The organism is Piscinibacter sp. PDB5-1, from assembly GCF_056676035.1.
In genome coordinates, this window is sequence record NZ_JBWVZL010000002.1 from 536919 (window position 1) to 554074 (window position 17156).

Annotated in this window: 13 protein-coding genes and 2 pseudogenes; 4 read left to right on the top strand and 11 right to left on the bottom strand. The window is 67.2% G+C overall.

The window, feature by feature from the left end; all coding sequences use genetic code 11:
- Positions 1-49: 49 nt before the first annotated feature.
- The 11 genes and pseudogenes from AC1KAT_RS09830 to AC1KAT_RS09880 form a co-directional block, all read right to left on the bottom strand.
- A pseudogene (locus tag AC1KAT_RS09830) lies at positions 50-1207 on the bottom strand (methyl-accepting chemotaxis protein); the annotation flags it as partial.
- A gap of 294 nt (positions 1208-1501) precedes the next feature.
- A pseudogene (locus tag AC1KAT_RS09835) lies at positions 1502-2029 on the bottom strand (MCP four helix bundle domain-containing protein); the annotation flags it as partial.
- A gap of 64 nt (positions 2030-2093) precedes the next feature.
- Positions 2094-3947 (bottom strand): methyl-accepting chemotaxis protein, encoded by a 1854-nt coding sequence (locus AC1KAT_RS09840; protein ID WP_480325286.1) that lies wholly within the window; start codon positions 3945-3947, stop codon positions 2094-2096.
- Between the two features lie 35 nt (positions 3948-3982).
- The gene (locus tag AC1KAT_RS09845; protein ID WP_480325288.1) at positions 3983-4558 is read right to left on the bottom strand and encodes a chemotaxis protein CheW; all 576 of its coding nucleotides are present in this window, start codon (positions 4556-4558) and stop codon (positions 3983-3985) included.
- A gap of 12 nt (positions 4559-4570) precedes the next feature.
- Entirely contained in the window at positions 4571-6250 is a 1680-nt protein-coding gene (locus tag AC1KAT_RS09850) for a methyl-accepting chemotaxis protein (protein ID WP_480325290.1), read from the bottom strand.
- Between the two features lie 46 nt (positions 6251-6296).
- The gene (locus AC1KAT_RS09855) at positions 6297-8468 is read right to left on the bottom strand and encodes a chemotaxis protein CheA (protein WP_480325292.1); all 2172 of its coding nucleotides are present in this window, start codon (positions 8466-8468) and stop codon (positions 6297-6299) included.
- Between the two features lie 23 nt (positions 8469-8491).
- The gene (locus AC1KAT_RS09860; RefSeq protein ID WP_480325294.1) at positions 8492-8800 is read right to left on the bottom strand and encodes an STAS domain-containing protein; all 309 of its coding nucleotides are present in this window, start codon (positions 8798-8800) and stop codon (positions 8492-8494) included.
- A 108-nt stretch (positions 8801-8908) separates the two neighbouring features.
- Positions 8909-9277, bottom strand: coding sequence for a response regulator (locus AC1KAT_RS09865; protein ID WP_480325296.1), 369 nt, complete (start codon positions 9275-9277; stop codon positions 8909-8911).
- 69 nt (positions 9278-9346) lie between these two features.
- The gene (locus tag AC1KAT_RS09870; protein ID WP_480325298.1) at positions 9347-10555 is read right to left on the bottom strand and encodes a methyl-accepting chemotaxis protein; all 1209 of its coding nucleotides are present in this window, start codon (positions 10553-10555) and stop codon (positions 9347-9349) included.
- Between the two features lie 205 nt (positions 10556-10760).
- Entirely contained in the window at positions 10761-11948 is a 1188-nt protein-coding gene (locus AC1KAT_RS09875; RefSeq protein WP_480325300.1) for a DUF4382 domain-containing protein, read from the bottom strand.
- On the bottom strand, positions 11945-12787 hold the full coding sequence (locus AC1KAT_RS09880) for a DUF6502 family protein (protein ID WP_480325302.1): 843 nt from the start codon (positions 12785-12787) through the stop codon (positions 11945-11947). Before AC1KAT_RS09880 ends, AC1KAT_RS09875 begins: the two co-directional genes overlap by 4 nt.
- A gap of 193 nt (positions 12788-12980) precedes the next feature.
- On the opposite strand from AC1KAT_RS09880, the gene AC1KAT_RS09885 reads away from it, so the two are divergent.
- The 4 genes from AC1KAT_RS09885 to ybaK all read left to right on the top strand — a co-directional run bounded on the left by AC1KAT_RS09885 (position 12981) and on the right by ybaK (position 17122).
- Positions 12981-14525, top strand: a complete 1545-nt coding sequence (locus AC1KAT_RS09885; RefSeq protein ID WP_480325304.1) for a Do family serine endopeptidase — start codon at positions 12981-12983, stop codon at positions 14523-14525.
- A 159-nt stretch (positions 14526-14684) separates the two neighbouring features.
- Positions 14685-15290: a carboxypeptidase-like regulatory domain-containing protein gene (locus AC1KAT_RS09890; protein ID WP_480325306.1), complete on the top strand. Its 606-nt coding sequence runs from the start codon at positions 14685-14687 to the stop codon at positions 15288-15290.
- Positions 15291-15382: 92 nt separating this feature from the next.
- Positions 15383-16441: an aldo/keto reductase gene (locus AC1KAT_RS09895; protein WP_480325309.1), complete on the top strand. Its 1059-nt coding sequence runs from the start codon at positions 15383-15385 to the stop codon at positions 16439-16441.
- Positions 16442-16630: 189 nt separating this feature from the next.
- Positions 16631-17122, top strand: coding sequence for a Cys-tRNA(Pro) deacylase (gene ybaK / locus AC1KAT_RS09900; protein ID WP_480325311.1), 492 nt, complete (start codon positions 16631-16633; stop codon positions 17120-17122).
- Positions 17123-17156: the final 34 nt, after the last annotated feature.

Here is a 17156-nt window from a genome sequence, read left to right on the forward strand (position 1 = left end):
TTCCCCCGACCCGCCGTGAATCGACGGGGCGAGAGGCTTTCCTGTCGCCTCAGTACCGCGCGAACTGAGATTCGTCGAGCACGCCGCCGGTGCTCAGCGAAAAGCCGGTGCCGCTGTCGCCCTTGAAGGGGTCGGCCGCCACGCTTTTCTTCGCACCCGGCTTGCCCATCACGATCGGCGCGCGGGCACCCGGGCTCTTGCGAGCCGACGCACGTGAGGCCGCGCCCACCGCAGCGCTGCCTTGCGACAGGCTGAAGAAGGCCATCGTCTGTTGCAGCTGCTCGGCCTGCGAGCTCATCTCTTCGGCCGTGGCCGCCAGCTCTTCGCTCGACGACGCGTTCTGCTGCGTCGTCTGGCTCAACTGGCTCACGGCCGCGTTGATCTGACCCACACCCGATGACTGTTCTTCGGACGCGGCGGTGATCTCTTGAACCAGGTCGCTCGTCTTCTTGATGTTGGGCACCATCTGGTCGAGCAGGCGACCGGCCTTCTCGGCCAGCTCGACGCTCGATCCGGCCACGTCGCCGATCTCTTGCGCCGCGACTTGGCTGCGCTCGGCCAGCTTGCGCACTTCGGCGGCCACCACCGCGAAGCCCTTGCCGTGCTCGCCGGCACGCGCCGCTTCGATGGCCGCATTCAGCGCCAGCAGGTTGGTCTGGTACGCGATGTCGTCGATGATTCCGATCTTCTGCGCGATCTGCTTCATCGCGCTCACGGTCGCCTTCACCGCCTCGCCGCCTTCGGTGGCTTCGGCCGCAGCCTTGGTGGCCATGCCGTCGGTGACCTTGGCGTTCTCGGTGTTCTGCGAGATCGAGGCGGTCATCTGCTCGATCGACGCGCTGGTCTCTTCGACGCCCGAGGCCTGTTCGCTCGCGGCTTGCGACAGCGACTGCGCCGTGGCACTCACCTCCTCAGACGCGCCGGCCAGCGACTCGGCGCTGCTGTTGACTTCAGCCACCACCTCGGCGAGCTTGCCCACCGTGTTGTTGACGTACGACTTCATCTCGCCGAACGCGCCCTGGTAGTCGGCAGTGATGGTCTTGGTGAGGTCGCCTTGCGACAGCGCCCCCATCACACGCACCACGTCGTCGATGCTGGCACCGGTGGTGGCGGCCAGCGTGTTCAGGCCCTCGCCCATTTCGCGCTGAAAGCCCTGCAGGCCGTTGAGGTCGATGCGTGACTTGAAGTCACCGCGGTTGGCGGCGGTCACCACCTCGCGCTGGCCGTCGATCACCTGGCGCAGGCGTTGGATCATCTGCTTCAGCGCGTGCAGCAGGCTGCTGTCGTCGCCAACGCGCAGCGCCACGTCGGCCGTGAGGTCGCCGTCGGCCACCTGGCGCAGCAGGCGCGCTGCATGGTCGGGCTCGCCGCCGATCTGGCGCACCACGATGCGGGTGACCAGCAGGCCCAGCGCCACCGCAAGCAGCACCGCCACGACGATCACGCCCCACATCAGCACGCGGGTCTGGCTTTCGATCTTCACGGCCCCCGCGTACGACGCGGCGGCCTGCTGCGTCATTTCATTGATGGTGGACGCGATGTTCGCTTCGACTGCCGCCACCGCTTGGCGCGCGGCGTTGTTGCTGACCTCGGCCGCCTGCTCGTACTTGCCATCGCCAGCCAAGTTGGCGACCTTCTCGTTCTGGGCCAGGTAGTTGACGAGCAGCTTGTCGAGTTCTTTGGTCAGCTCGGCCTCCTTCTCGCTCAGCACCGACGAGCGGTAGGCCTTGATCTGCTCCTGGAACTTGTGCATGTGGCTGTCGGCACGCTTGACCGTGTCTTTCTGCTCGGCCGCATCGCGGATCGATGGCAGCCGTACATAGGCCCGCGAATGGGCGCTCAAGCGCGCGCCCGCTTCGGCCATCTGCTGCGAAGGCACCACGTTGTTCTCGTACACGTGCCGCAGGCGTTCGCCCGCTTCAGCCAGCCGTGTGAGCCCGTAGATGCCCACGCCGACCGTGATGGCCGAGCACAGCAGGAAAGTCGTCAGCAGCTTGTTCGCAAGCTTCATTCGCAAGAACCAGTTCATCACAGAACCCCTTTTTTCAGCTTATTCGTCATGGGGCAAGACCGCGCCCCTCCCGAGTCACGTGTCAGTACCTGACGAACTGCGACTCATCCACCGCGCCGTTGGGGCTGAGGGCGAAGCCCACCCCTTTCGACGCGCCCGTGTCGGCCCCCACCCCTGGGCCACGGCCCGCCGACTTCCCGATCACGATGGGGGCGCGGCTGCCGCCCGCCCCTTTGCGCAAAGGCATGCGCACCGCGCTGGCCTCGGCGGCACCGCGCAGCGGCGCCGAGCCCCCCGCCAGCTTGAAGAACGCCATCGCCTGCTGCAGCTGCTCGGCCTGCGAGCTCATCTCTTCGGCCGTGGCGGCCAGTTCTTCGCTCGATGACGCGTTCTGCTGCGTCGTCTGGCTCAACTGGCTCACGGCCGCGTTGATCTGCCCGACACCCGACGACTGCTCTTCGGACGCGGCGGTGATCTCTTGAACCAGGTCGCTCGTCTTCTTGATGTTGGGCACCATCTGGTCGAGCAGGCGACCGGCCTTCTCGGCAAGCTCGACGCTCGATCCGGCCACATCGCCGATCTCTTGCGCCGCGACTTGGCTGCGCTCGGCCAGCTTGCGCACTTCGGCGGCCACCACCGCGAAACCCTTGCCGTGCTCGCCGGCACGCGCCGCTTCGATGGCCGCATTCAGCGCCAGCAGGTTGGTCTGGTACGCGATGTCGTCGATGATTCCGATCTTCTGCGCGATCTGCTTCATCGCCGTCACCGTGGCCTTGACAGCTTCACCGCCCTCGGTGGCTTCGGCCGCGGCCTTGGTGGCCATGCCATCGGTGATCTTGGCGTTTTCGGTGTTCTGCGAGATCGAGGCCGTCATCTGCTCAATCGACGCGCTGGTCTCTTCGACCCCCGCCGCCTGCTCGCTCGACGCTTGAGACAGCGACTGCGCGGTCGCGCTCACCTCTTCAGACGCGCCGGCCAGGGCTTCGGCGCTGCCGTTGACCTCGGTCACCACCTGCGACAGCTTGTCGATGGTGGTGTTGACGTGGTCGCGGATCTGGGCGAACTCGCCCTTGTAGTCACCCTTGATGGTTTGCGTGAGGTCGCCCTGCGCCACCCCGCCCATCACCTCGCCCACTTCGGCGATCACCTGGCGCAACTGGCTCACGGTGCCTTTCACCGCCACCAGCATGCTCGTGGTGTCGCCGGGACGCGTGGCCACGTCCACCGACAGGTCGCCTTCGACCACCTTGGCCAGCACGGCGGCCGCGTAGTCGGGTTCGCCGCCCAATTGCCGCGTGATGCTGCGCGTCGTCCAGTAGCCCGCCCCGGCTGCCACGCCGAGCGCGAGCACGATCAGGCCGAGCGTCAGGTTGCGCGCGCTGCGGTACTGTTCGGCCGCCTCGGTACTGGCCTGCACCATCAGTTCGCCCTGAAAGTCGGCCAAGGCTTGCACGTTGGCGGTGTAGGCGCGCAGCACCGGCTGCAGCTCGCCCAGCAGCACGCGGCCGGCCTCGTCGCGCTTGCCGGCCTGCACGAGGCCGATGATGCGTTCCTGGCCTTCGATGAACTTGGCGCGGCTGTCCTTGATCTGCCGGAGGATGGCGATGCCCTTCTCCAGCTTCACCACCCGGTCCATCTGCTCGACGGTCTCGCCGATCGACTTGCGAGCGGCGTGGATGTTGTCGAACTCTTCGCGGGCACGCGCCGCGTCGTCCGAAATGATCGCGTTGCGCATGAAGCGCGCGATGTTGTTGACCTGGCTGTTGATCGTGTTGGCCAGCACCACCTTCGCATAGCGGTCCTTGACGATCAGCTCGAGGCTGTCGTTCAGGCCCGACATGCGCGCCAGCCCCAACACCGCCACCACCAGCAACAACAGCGCGAGAAAGCCGAAACCCAGGCCCAGCCGCGTTCCCACCTTCAGGTTGTTCAGCATCGTGCGTTCACTCCGTCACAGGTTTTGAATAAGGCTCAGCGCACCGAGGCTTCGCCAGCGGCCACCGGCTCGCCCATCTCACCCAGGCTGGCCAGGTCATCGAGGGCCAGCACCTGGTCCACGTTCAGCAGGATCACGAACTTGCCCTTGACTTTGCCCATGCCCTGGATGAAGTCGGTTCGAATGCGCGCGCCGAACGAGGGCGCCGGCTCGATGTCGGCGGAGTCGATGTCGAGCACTTCGTTGACGGCATCGACCACCACGCCGATCACCTGGCGCTCGTCGCCGGACTCGACCTCGACGATGACGATGCAGGTGCGTTTGGTCACCGGGCTGGCCTGGCGGCCGAAGCGCGCGAGCAGGTCCACCACCGGCACGACCGCGCCGCGCAGGTTGATCACGCCACGCACGCTGGGCGGCATCATCGGCACCTCGGTCAGCGAGTGGTACTCGATGATTTCCTTGATGGCGAGGATGCCGATGGCGAACGCCTCACCGGCAAGCATGAAGGTCAGGTACTGCGTGGGCTCCAGCGCCGCGCGGGCGGCCTGCTGGGCCACCATCGCGTTCTGGGCGGCTTTCGATGCGGCGGTTTGAACCAGTGCTGTCATGGCGTCGTCTCCTTAGAACTTGACGAAATGGGATTCGTCTCCCGGAGCGGCAGTGGCCAGCGCCATGCCGCCCGCGAGAGAGAAACCGGTTCCCGATCCGCGCGTGGACAAGGCCTTTCGCGCGTTCGACTTGGGGGGCTGGGGCTTGCGTGGCTCGGCCGGCGCAGTTCGCAAAGCGCCTTGCGCCGAGAGCTTGAAGAAGGCCATGGTCTGCTGCAGTTGTTCGGCCTGCGAGCTCATCTCTTCGGCCGTGGCCGCCAGTTCTTCGCTCGATGACGAGTTTTGCTGCGTCGTCTGGCTCAACTGGCTCACGGCCGCGTTGATCTGACCGACACCCGACGACTGCTCTTCGGACGCGGCGGTGATCTCTTGAACCAGGTCGCTCGTCTTCTTGATGTTGGGCACCATCTGGTCGAGCAGGCGACCGGCCTTCTCGGCCAGCTCGACGCTCGATCCGGCCACGTCGCCGATCTCTTGCGCCGCGACTTGGCTGCGCTCGGCCAGCTTGCGCACTTCGGCGGCCACCACCGCGAAACCCTTGCCGTGCTCGCCGGCACGCGCCGCTTCGATGGCCGCATTCAGCGCCAGCAGGTTGGTCTGGTACGCGATGTCGTCGATGATTCCGATCTTCTGCGCGATCTGCTTCATCGCCGTCACCGTGGCCTTGACAGCTTCACCGCCCTCGGTGGCTTCGGCCGCGGCCTTGGTGGCCATGCCGTCGGTGACCTTGGCGTTCTCGGTGTTCTGCGTGATCGAGGCGGTCATCTGCTCGATCGACGCGCTGGTCTCTTCGACCCCCGCCGCCTGCTCGCTCGACGCCTGCGACAGCGACTGCGCGGTCGCGCTCACCTCTTCAGAGGCACCGGCCAGGGCATGGGCGCCGCTGTTCACGTCGCTCACCACCTGCGAGAGCTTGGTGACCATGTTTTGCATGGCGCGCAACAACTGGGCCGTTTCGTCCTTGCCCAAGGCCTCGATCTGGACCGTCAGGTCGCCTTCAGCCAGGCGGTTGGCGGCATCGACGGCGCGACCCAGCGGGCGCGTCACGCTGCGACTGATCAGGAAGCCCAGCACCACGCCCAGCAGCACCCCGCCGACGATGATGCCGATCATCACCGTGCGGCTAGCGTGATACAGGGCCTCGGTTTCTTCCAGCGCTGTCTTCGCGCGGTTCTCTTTCTGCGCGGTCAGTTCGCTCAGCAAGTCGTCGAGCTTGTTGGCCTCTTCGCGCACTTTGTCGAGCGCCTGGTGCAGGCCTTCGTCCTGCTCGGCCAGCTTCTTCGTCGCCGCCAGCGACAGCGCGCGCTGCATGTCGCGGTCGTAGTCGCCCGAGATGCGCGAGATGGTCGAAAAGATTTCCTTGGCCCGGTCGGTGACAAACAGCGGCCGAGCCTTCTCGATGTAGTCCTTGAAATTCGCGGTGCTCTTGGCGATCGAGGCCTTGTGGCGCTCGCGCTCTTCGTGCGTCGTCGCCAGCAAGTAGTTGCCACGCGCACGCCCCACGTAGATCAGGTTGATGTTGGCTTCCTTGATGTGCGAAAGCCCCATCAACTCGTTCGTGTACATGGCGTCGGCTTTGTCGCTCATGTCACGCGTGTTCGCGATGCCGATGAAACCAACGATCACGCTGATCGCAGCAACAACGATGAAACCGGCGATCAAACGCACGCCGATGCTGAGGTTGGAGAACATTTTTTGTGAATCCCTGATGTGATGACAAACGGGCTGACGCAAGGCGTCACTCGGGCAGTGCCAGCCCCGCGGTTGCCGATGCGCCAGCCCCTGCCACAACGCGCTGCGCGCGTTGCATCAAGGCCGGTACGTCGAGAATCAGCGCCACGTCGCCGCTGCCCAAGATGCTCGAGCCGCTGATGCCTTGCACGTGGGCAAACATCTTCGAGAGCGGCTTGATGACGGTCTGTGCTTCGCCGTGCAGTGCATCGACGACGAGGCCGAACTTCTGCCCCGCGTGCTTGACGACGACGATGTTCTGGCGCGCCGAGGGCTCGCCTTCGACTTCGAACAGTGCACGCAGGCGAATGAAGGGCAACACCTCACCGCGCAGGTCGGTGTAGTCGTAGCCGGGCACGGCGTTGAACTCGACGCATTCGTCCACCATGTCCATGGGCACGACGAACACCGACTTGCCTACGCCCACCTGAAAGCCGTTGATGATCGCCAGCGTGAGCGGCAGGCGCACGGTCACGGTGGTGCCCTGGCCTTCCTGGCTGGCGATGTCCACGCTGCCGCGCAGCGCGACGATGTTGCGTTTGACCACGTCCATGCCCACGCCCCGGCCCGACAGGTTGGTCACCTGCTCGGCGGTCGAGAAGCCGGGCTCGAAGATGAGCGCGTAGATCTCGCCATCGGTGAGCGACTTGCCGGCTTCGATCAGGCCGCGCTCTTGCGCCTTGGCCAGGATCTTTTCGCGGTTCAGGCCACCGCCGTCGTCGCTGACTTCGATGACGATGCTGCCCGAGTCGTGGTACGCGTTGAGCGTCACCGTGCCCTGCGCCGGCTTGCCGCGCTGCGCGCGCAGCTCGGGGGCGTCGATGCCGTGGTCGACCGCGTTGCGCACCAGGTGGGTCAGCGGGTCGCCGATCTTCTCGACCACGGTCTTGTCGAGCTCGGTGTCTTCGCCGTTGACGACGAGGGTGATGTCTTTGCCCAGTTCGCGGGCCACATCGTGCACCACACGCTGGAAGCGGTTGAAGGTCGCGCCGATCTTGACCATGCGCAGTTGCAGCGCGCTGTCGCGCACCTCTTCGACCAGGGCCGACAGCGTCGAGTGGCGCTCTTGCAGCTCGGGGTTGCGCGTGCGGCGCGCCACGAGGTTGGCGCCGGCCGCCGCGATGATGAGTTCGCCCACCAGGTTGATCAGCCGGTCGAGCTTGTCGGCATCGACGCGGATCGACTGCGTCTCTTGCGTCTTGGCGTCTTTGCTGCGTTTCTGTTTCTCGAGCGCAGCCTCGACCACCGGCGGCGCCACACGGCCCTGGCCGACCAGGATGCTGCCCAGCAGCGGCGTCGGCTGCGCGAGGCTGCGCGCCTGCGCGGCCAGCGCTTCGTTCAGCTCGTGCGCGGTCACGGTGCCGCAGCGCACCAGCAGCTCGCCCAGGCGCACCGATTCTTCGGGCGGGGCTTCGAGCAGCGCGATGTACTCGCCGATCTGGCTGTTGGGCGGCACGATGCGCAGCTGGCAGTCGTCGAGCACGAACTCGAAGACGTTCTCGATGGCGGCCTTGTCGGCCGTGCTCTTGAAGGCGATCTCGAAACCGAGGTAGCACGACTCCGGGTCCATCTCGCCGGCCTCGGGCATTGCGTCCACCAGCGTCACGATGCCGGTCACGGTGCCCAGCGTGCCCAGATAGCGGATGAAGGCCATCGGGTCCATGCCGTTGCGCAGCACGTCGCGCCCGAAACGCACGGAGATGTGCCAGGCATCACCGTCGTGGCCGCTGCCGCCCACGCGCTCGAACACCGGCTCCGGCGTGGTGACCACATCGCCTCGGGCGGCCAGCAAGGCGTCGAGCTGCGCCGTGAGTGGCGCGCCGCGGGCGATCAGTTCGGGGTCGGCGGCGTCGCCGGACTCGACCGCGTCGACGAGCGCGAGGATGTGGTCGCAGCAGCCAAGCATCAGCGCCACGAGCGAGTCGCTGGTGGCGATGCGGCCGTCGCGCACTTCGTCGAGCACGCTCTCGACGCCGTGCGTGAAGGCGACCACGCTGTCCAGCCCGAAGAGCCCGGCCGAGCCTTTGATGGTGTGCGCGGCGCGGAAGATCGCGTTGACGGTTTCGGCGGTTTCAGCGGCATCGCTCTGCTGGCCGAGCGCCAGCAAGGCGCTTTCCATCTCTTCGAGCAGCTCGCGGCTTTCCGCGAAGAAGGTTTGCAGGGCCTGGTCGAGGTTCATGCGGGGTCCCGTGGTTCAGACGATCAGGCAACGACCAGCGGGTCGCCGAAGAAGGCGGCCAGGTCGAGCAGCTGCAGCGCATCGACGACGCCGGGGCTGTGCGCGGTGAGTGCCAGCGCCACACCCTGGGCCTGCGCAGCGCGCTTGGCCATCACCAGCAGTTGCACGCCGGCGGTGTCGATCTCGGAGACACCCGAGAGGTCGAATTCGACTTCTTGCCGGCCTTCGAGCGCGGCCAGCAGCACCGGCTTGAGCTCGGCGGCGCGGTAGATGGTGAGTTCGCCTTCGAGGGCGAGGCGGTGCGCACTGGACGCACGTGAGGTGGAACCCATGAAACCTCCCAGGGATTCAGGTTGACAGCGGATGACAGCGGTTGGAATGGGGGCAGGCCTTGGCGGGCATGAGGGCGCGACGTCTCGGGCCGCGTCCGCTCAGGCTGCTCAGGGCAGCACGAGCTTTTGCACGACGCCCATGAGCTGGTCGGGCTTGAAGGGTTTGACGACCCAGGCCTTGGCGCCGGCGGCCTGGCCTTCCTTCTTCTTGTTCTCTTGCGACTCGGTGGTCAGCATCACGATGGGCGTGAACTTGTAGGCCGGCAGCTCTTTCACGGCCTTGACGAAGCTGATGCCGTCCATGTTGGGCATGTTCACGTCGCTGATGATCAAGTGCACCTTCTGGCCCTTGAGCTTGCCGAGCGCGTCTTTGCCGTCGCAGCCCTCGATGACCTCATAGCCGGCGCCGCGCAGCGAGATGCCGACCACTTGCCGCACAGAGGCAGAGTCGTCAACGATGAGGATGGACTTGGCCATGTCGTGTTCTCCCGGGTGTCGAAGAAAAGTGGGGGTGGTTGTCTTGGGGGCGCGGTGGTGGGGTGCCGCTCAGAAGAAGGTGATCTCTTCTTCTTTGGGCCCGCCGGCATGACCGCCGCTGTGGGTGGTGCGTTCTTCGGCCATCGCGTAGGTCTTTTCAAGCTCGGCCAGCAGCGCGCCGGCATCGACCGGCTGCAGGGCGCCGCCCTTTGCGTGCGCGGCGCGGCTGTCGGCCAGCGCTTCGGGCAGGCGTTCGAGGTTGTGGCGCACGTGGGTCATGACCTGGCTCACGCGGTCTTGGAACTGCAGCTGCACCAGGGCCTCGCCAATCTCGCCCTGGATGCCCTGGCTCTCGCGCTTGAGCACGTCGGCCGACTCGACCAGCGCGTCGGTCACGCCGCGAAAGCCGCCCAGCACCGAGGCGATCGAGGCTTCGCAGTTCGCCAGCGATTCGGCTTCGCGCACGGCCGACTGGTCGGCGGCCTGGCGCGCCTGGCTGATGGCCGCGCCGATCAGCTTGACCTTGTCGGACATGCGCTTGCCGGTCTCGCCCGACATGGCGGAGAGCTTGCGCACTTCTTGCGCCAGCACCGAGAAGCTGCGGCCGCTTTCGCCGGCGTGCGCAGCCTCGATGGCCGCGTTGATCGCCAGCAGGTTGGTCTGCGAGGCGATGCTGGCCACCTCGGCCGCCATCGCATGCAGTTCATCGACGAACCGGTTGAGGCTTTGCACTTCGTTGTGCATGGCGCCGTTGCTGGCCACGGCCCGCCGCAGCGAGTCGAGCACGGCGTTGAGTTCGGTGCTGCTGCGCTCGAAGACGGCGACCAGGCCTTGGCTGTCGCCATTGCCGTCGCCCGCCATGGCCGAGGCCTTCATCGCCTGGTCGAGCCGATCGACGATGCCGGCGAAGCGTTCGGTCAGCGCCGAGATGGCCGCTTCCATCTGCGCGCGCGAGTTCTCGATGTGGCCGGCCCACACGGGCACGAGCTGGTGGCCGATCTGCTCGGTGCCGTCGAGGTAGCGCGACAGCGCGGCCTGCTGGGCACGCTGGCTGCCTGCACGGCGGCGGTCGAACATGACGCCGGCCGCGAGCAGCCCGAGGCCGACGATGCCGGCCCACAAGCTCCAGCCGCTGGCGGCCCAGGTGGACAGGCCACCGGCCGCGCCCATCGCGGTGCAGGCACCGGCCTGGGCCCAATGGGCGGGAAATCGAAAGGACCGGCGCGAGGCGGTCGGTGCAGCCTCAGGGGCTGACAGGTGGCTGACGGCGGTAGTCATGGCCCCATATCGGACGCGCCCGCTTCAAAGTGAAGACTTTGAACACGTTCAGATACGTAGAAACCATGACCAATCTCAAACTTCAGCACAGGTACTTATTCGTACCTGCCCAAGCGAAAAACCCGCGCCGGTCGTGGACGGGCGCGGGCGGGGCGTGTGCGAAGTCGGGGGGCCGGCGGCGGGGGCCGCGTGCCCGGTCAACCCGTCACGGGAAGGTGATGCTCACCGGCGGCACGGCGGCCGTCACGTTGATGTCTCGCGTCAGGGTCGCCCCGGCCGAGTGGGCCTCAAGCGTGTAGCGGCCGGCAGCCGTCGGGTCGGCCAGCAGCGCCGGTGCCGAACCCGCCACGTACGAGGCGCGCACCGGCGCCTCGATGGGCAGCGCGACGCTGAAGCTGCCATCGACCGCCGTCACCGGGGCCCAACCCACCTCGACGACGGGGCCGCCGTTGAGCGTTTGCAGCGCGCGCACGGTCGCGGTGGCCGGCGACACCGTGCCGGTGACGGTGCGCGTCGTGGCGACGGGCAGGTTGAAAGCCTGCAGCGCGGTGGTCAGCGCCGTGGGCGTGCCGCTCAGCACCGGCACGCCGGTGACGATGGCGCTCACACGGCCCGGGGCGGTGACGACCAGGTTGTAGGTGCCCACGGGCACCTGGGTCAGCGCGAAGCGGCCCGTCGTGTCGGGCGCCGTGGCGCGCACCGGCATGCCGTTGAGCTGCAGCGAAACCTGCGCGCCGATCGACGCCAGGGCCGGGTCCAGATAGCCCGTGACCCGCAGGCCGGCGTCGGCCAGCACCGGCAGCACGCGCAGCACGGGCTTCAGGTTGTACTGGCCATTGCCGCGCTGCACGACCGACTTGCAGGCATCGAAGTCGAGCGCGATGTCGAGCACCTGGCCGGCCGGCACGTCGATGTTGGCGTTGAGCTTCAAGCCCGACTGCTGGCCGCTCGGCGTGTGCAGCGCGGTTTCGCTGCCGCCGGTGGGCACCACCGAGTTGGCAAACGGGTTGCCGCCGGTGTTGGGCGCAAGCACCAGGCGGATCTGCGTGTAGCGGCCGGCCGGCAACTCGGTCTGGCCCAGGTGCTGCAAGACGCCATTGGTCAGCGAGAGCAGGTCCACGCGCAGCGGCGTGGCCAGGGTGATCTCGTACCAGCCGTCCTCACCGTCTTCGGCGGTGCTGCTCTGGTGCACCCGCACTTTCTCGATGGTGACGTTGACTTCATCGAAACCGCAGGCCGGCGCGTCGGTGACCGACACGCTCAGCGTGCCGGTGGGCGAACCCGTGCCGCCGATGCCGCCACCGCCCCCGCCGCCGCAGCCGGCAATCAGGATCACGGCAAGCAGAAACGCGAGCAGGCACAGGGTCTTGAGGTTCATGAGATGGATCTTCATGGCGTGTCCCCTTCTCCGCCGTTGGGGGCGGTTCGATCTTCAAAGTAGTAGATGCCGAGGCCCACACGGGCACGGGGCTCGTGGCCTTCGGCAGGAATGTCGGTGTCGTGCGCGGCGAGCCAGGCATCGAGCTTTTCGAGCAGCTCTTGCGACTGGGCCGCGCTCAGCTTGCGAAAGGCCGGCAGCGCGGCGACCGGAATGCTCTGGTACATGACCTTGCGCTGGAAGCGCGGGTCGTCGTGCCCGTGTTCAAGGTTGTGGTCGATGGTGGCGATGAGGTCGCCCACGTCGGTGCCGAGGATGCCGATCTTCTCGTTCAGGCTCGCCTTGGGCACGTAGGCGTGGGTGACCAAGCGCAGCCGCCCGTCGTCGATGGCGTTGACCGCGCCGACGTGCAGCAGTTCGTTGAGCACGGCACGCGCCGGCATGTCGCCGCTGTGGCGTTTCACGAGGCCGGCGAAGCCGAGGTCGCCGTCCATCTCGAGCAGGCGCGGCTGGCCCTTGGCGTCGATGAAATCGGGGTCGCGGGCCCAGCCGGTGAGAACGCGGGTGCCGCGGTGGTAGCGGTCAGCGCCGTCGGTGAAGTCTTCGATCGACAGCGCCAGCAGCCGCTGCACCTCTTTGCGCGTCAGGCCCGACAGGATGCTCGCCCGCGAGATCGACGGCTTGCGGCCCGGCAGGCTGAATTCCTCCATCGCCACATCGAGGTAGATGCGTTTGGACAGCTCTTCGAACGCACCGAACGACACGCCATGCCGAAGCAGCAGCCGGAACAGCGGCCGCAGGATCAGCGCCAGCGCGCGCTTCAAGGCAGGTTGTTGGGCAACGGGAGCATCCATGATTTGGGAACTTTATCCCAAATCTTCAGCGGCCCCACCCGGGCCCACCCTTGCATGACAGGGGTCGCGTGGCTTCACCTTGGCTTAACGCTGGCCTCACCCAACCCTAAACCTGCGCGCGCACGATCCCGGCAAGCGGAAGCCTTCCGCCCGTGGCGTCCACACCCACAGAAACCCAAGCAGGAGAGCGACGATGAAACTGAACAACCTGGCAGCGGCCCTTCTCGGCGCGGGGGTCGCGGCGATGGGCACGGCCGGCGCGATCGGCCTGCCGGCCTGGCTGGGCGGCAAAGAGCCCGCCGCGACCTCCGCCCCGGCGGTGACGCCGCCGGCGACCGTGGCCGCAGCGTCGCCCAAGGCAACCGCAGGCACCGCCACGCCTGCCGCGCCGACCGTCGTGCCGGTGGCGCCCATTCCGGCCCAGGGCACCGTGCCCAACTACCGCGCCATCGTGGCGCAAGGCGGGCCGGCGGTGGTCGGCGTGACGGTCGAGGGCACGCACAAGACCTCGGCACAGCGCCAGGCCTTGCCACCGGGCTTCGAGAACGACCCGTTCTTCCAGTTCTTCCGCGGGCTGCCCGGGGCGCCGCGCGGCGGGGCCCCCTCGCAGCCGTTTCGCGGCCAGGGCTCGGGCTTCATCATCAGCAGCGATGGTTTGATCCTGACCAACGCGCACGTGGTGCGTGATGCAAAAGAGGTCAGCGTGAAGCTGAGCGACCGGCGCGAGTTCTCGGCCAAGGTGCTGGGCAGCGACCCCGCGACCGACGTGGCCGTGCTGCGCATCGAAGCCAAGGGCCTGCCGACCGTGCGCCTGGGCGACCCGAAGCGGCTCGAAGTCGGCGACCCGGTGCTGGCCATCGGCTCGCCCTATGGCTTCGAGCAGACGGCCACGCAAGGCATCGTCAGCGCCAAGGGCCGCTCGCTGCCGGGCGATGCGGTCGTGCCCTTCGTCCAGACCGACGCGGCAGTGAACCCTGGCAACTCGGGCGGCCCGCTGTTCGACGGCAGCGGCTCGGTCATCGGCATCAATGCGCAGATCTACTCGCAGACAGGCGGCTTCCAGGGCCTGAGCTTCGCCATCCCGATCGACGTAGCCTTGAAGATCAAGGACCAGATCGTCGCCACTGGTCGCGCCTCGCACGCCCGCCTGGGCGTGGTGGTGCAGGACCTGAACCAGAGCCTGGCCGAATCGTTCGGACTGCCGCGTGCTGATGGCGCCCTGGTCTCGCGCGTGTCGCCCAACAGCGCCGCCGCGGCGGCCGGGCTGAAAGCCGGCGACGTGATCCTCGAAGTCAACGGGGAGCCCATCGAGCGCTCGGGCTCGCTGTCGAGCCGCATCGGGCTTTCGACGCCGGGCGAGAAGGTCAAGCTGAAAGTCTGGCGCGACCAGTCGGCCCGCGAGATCGAGGCCAAGCTCGGCGGCGCCGAAGAGGCCGAGACCCGGCAGGCCGACGCATCCAGCCCCGAGTCGGGTGTGCAACTGGGCCTGGCGCTGCGGCCGCTGTCGCCTGAAGAGCGGCGCGGCGCGCGCATCGACCAGGGCCTGGTGGTCGAAGACGTGAGCGGCGCGGCCGAGCGTGCGGGCATCGCTCCGGGCGACGTGCTGCTGGCGATCAACGGCAAGCCGGTGACCTCGATCGACCAGGTGCGTGGCGTGCTGAAGAGCAAGCCCAAGAGCGTGGCCTTGCTGGTGGAACGCGGCGGCGAACGCATCTTCGTGCCGGTGAACCTGGGCTGAAAGACGCGGCGCCGGGCTGCGGCGGAAGTGAAGGCTTCCGCCGCCTCGCGCGCCGCTGTAGGACATCCCCGGTTCCTTGCGCACCGCGGGAACGGCAACTGCCACAGGGACGTCGAAAGGCGTCTACTGGCCTTTCTCAACCTTTCGAAAGGAGTTGCCATGACCTTCACCAGGAACAAGCTGGCGGCCACGTTGGCTGCACTGATGGTGTCAGGCGGGGCGTGGGCCCAGGCGGCCGCGAATCCAGAGATGGACGCCCAGCCGCAGAACCCCATCCCCTCGACGATGGAGCCGGCGAATGTCGAGCCCTCGCCGACACCCCAGGCCCCCGCCACCGAACCCGTGTCGCCGTTGCCAGCACCGCTGCCGACCTCGGGCAGCGAGTGGCAGGCCCCCGACCTGTACGCCCTGCCTGAAGAGCAGACCTACGGCAACGTGCGCTTCATCAGCGGTGGCGTCAACTACGAGCAGCTGCCCGCCATCAAGGAAGCACGCGACGACTACCCGCTGGGCATCGAGATCTACCAGAAGAACGGCGCCAAGAGCGAGTTCACCGCCGACGCAGACGTGAAGGTGTTCGACAAGGCCGGCAAGCTGGTGCTCGAAACCAAGGCCGACGGCCCCTTCGTGCTGGCCAAGGTGCCGCCCGGAACCTACCGCGTCGAAGCCTCGCTCAATGGCGAGACGCGCAAGAGCAAGCCGCTCGTCGTGGGCAGCAAGAAGCACACACGGGCGATGATCGTCTTCCCGGAAGGCACGGACTGACCCTTCCGGCGACGCCACCGCGTCGCCGAGCGGACGCCTGAACGGCGGGGCTTGCGGCACACTCGCCGCTCCCCGTCTTCAGCCCGCTCGCCATGCAACTCGTTTCACTCGGTCGCAGCGACCTGCGCGTCACCCCCATCTGCCTGGGCACCATGACCTTCGGCCAGCAGGTCGATGAAGCCACCGCCCACGCACTGCTCGACCACGCGATCACACGCGGCGTCAACTTCATCGACACCGCTGAGATGTACGCGGTGCCCGCCCGCGCAGAGACCTACGGCGCCACCGAACGCATCATCGGCAGCTGGCTGGCCGCGCGCCCCGGCATGCGAGAGAAGGTGGTGCTCGCCACCAAGGTGGCCGGGCCCTCGCGCAACATGCCGTGGATCCGCAACGGCAAGGCCGACGTCAGCAAGGAAGACATCCTGCAAGCCTGCGACGACAGCCTGAAGCGTCTGCGCACCGACCGCATCGACCTCTATCAAATCCACTGGCCGACCCGCAACGTGCCGACCTTCGGCGCGCTGTACTTCGACCCCAAGTACGACCGCGAGCAGACCTCGATCCATGAACAGCTCGAAGCGCTGGCCGAGCTGGTGAAGGCCGGCAAGGTGCGCCACGTGGGCCTGTCGAACGAATCGCCCTGGGGCCTGTGCGAGTTCGTGCGCCTGGCCGACGCGCACGGCCTGCCGCGCGTGGCCACCGTGCAGAACCCGTACGCGCTGACCAGCCGCGCGGTGGACAACGGGCTCGACGAGGCGCTGCACCGCACGCAGGTGTCGCTGCTCGCGTACTCGCCGCTCGGCTTCGGCGCGCTGACCGGCAAATACGACGACCTCGGCGCCGGCCACCCGCCGGGCCAGGGCCGCCTGGCGATGTTCGACTCGATGAAGAAGCAGCGCTGGGCCCGCCCCGAAGCGCTGCAGATCGCGCAGCTCTACAACCAGCTTGCACGCACCCACGGCCTGACCCCCACGCGCATGGCGCTCGCCTTCTGCTACACGAGCTGGCGCGTGGCGAGCACCATCATCGGCGTGACGACGAAAGCCCAGCTCGACGAGAACCTCGACGCCTGGGGCACGACCTTGTCCGACGAACTGCTGAAAGAAATCGACGGCATCCGCTGGATGCACCGCGACCCGGCGCAGTGACTCTGCCGCGCTTCGAAGGCGCCGGAGGTCGATGGCGCTCTTGTCAACGCAAAGGCGCAAAGAACGCAAAGCACGCCAAGAGCGCCTGAATTTTTTGCGTCCTTGGCGTCTTTGCGCCTTTGCGCCTTTGCGCCTTTGCGTTGAAAAATCCATCACCCGCCTCCACCGCCCACCAACCAGCCAATCCAGATGGCACGCAAAGACCACGTCTCCGAAACCCCGGCCACGCAGTTCCTGAAACAGCAAAAGGTGGCCTACACCGAACACATCTACGACTACGTGGACCACGGCGGCACGGCCGAGTCGGCCAAGCAACTGGGCGTGGACGAGCACGCCGTCGTCAAGACGCTGGTGATGGAAGACGAATCGGCCAAGCCGCTGATCGTGCTGATGCATGGCGACAAGCAGGTGAGCACCAAGAACCTCGCCCGGCAGATCGGCGTGAAGAAGGTCTCGCCTTGCAAGCCCGAGGTCGCGCAGCGCCACAGCGGCTACATGGTCGGCGGCACCTCGCCCTTCGGCACGAAGAAGGCCATGCCGGTGTACGTCGAGGCGACCGTGCTCGACCTGCCCACGATCTACATCAACGGCGGGCGGCGCGGCTACCTGGTCGGCATCGACCCGAAGCTCTTGCCCACGCTCGTGGGCGCGACGGCCGTGCAGTGCGCCGGGGCAGAATGACGGCCCCCGCTGCGGTCCGGTCCGCGGCCTGCAC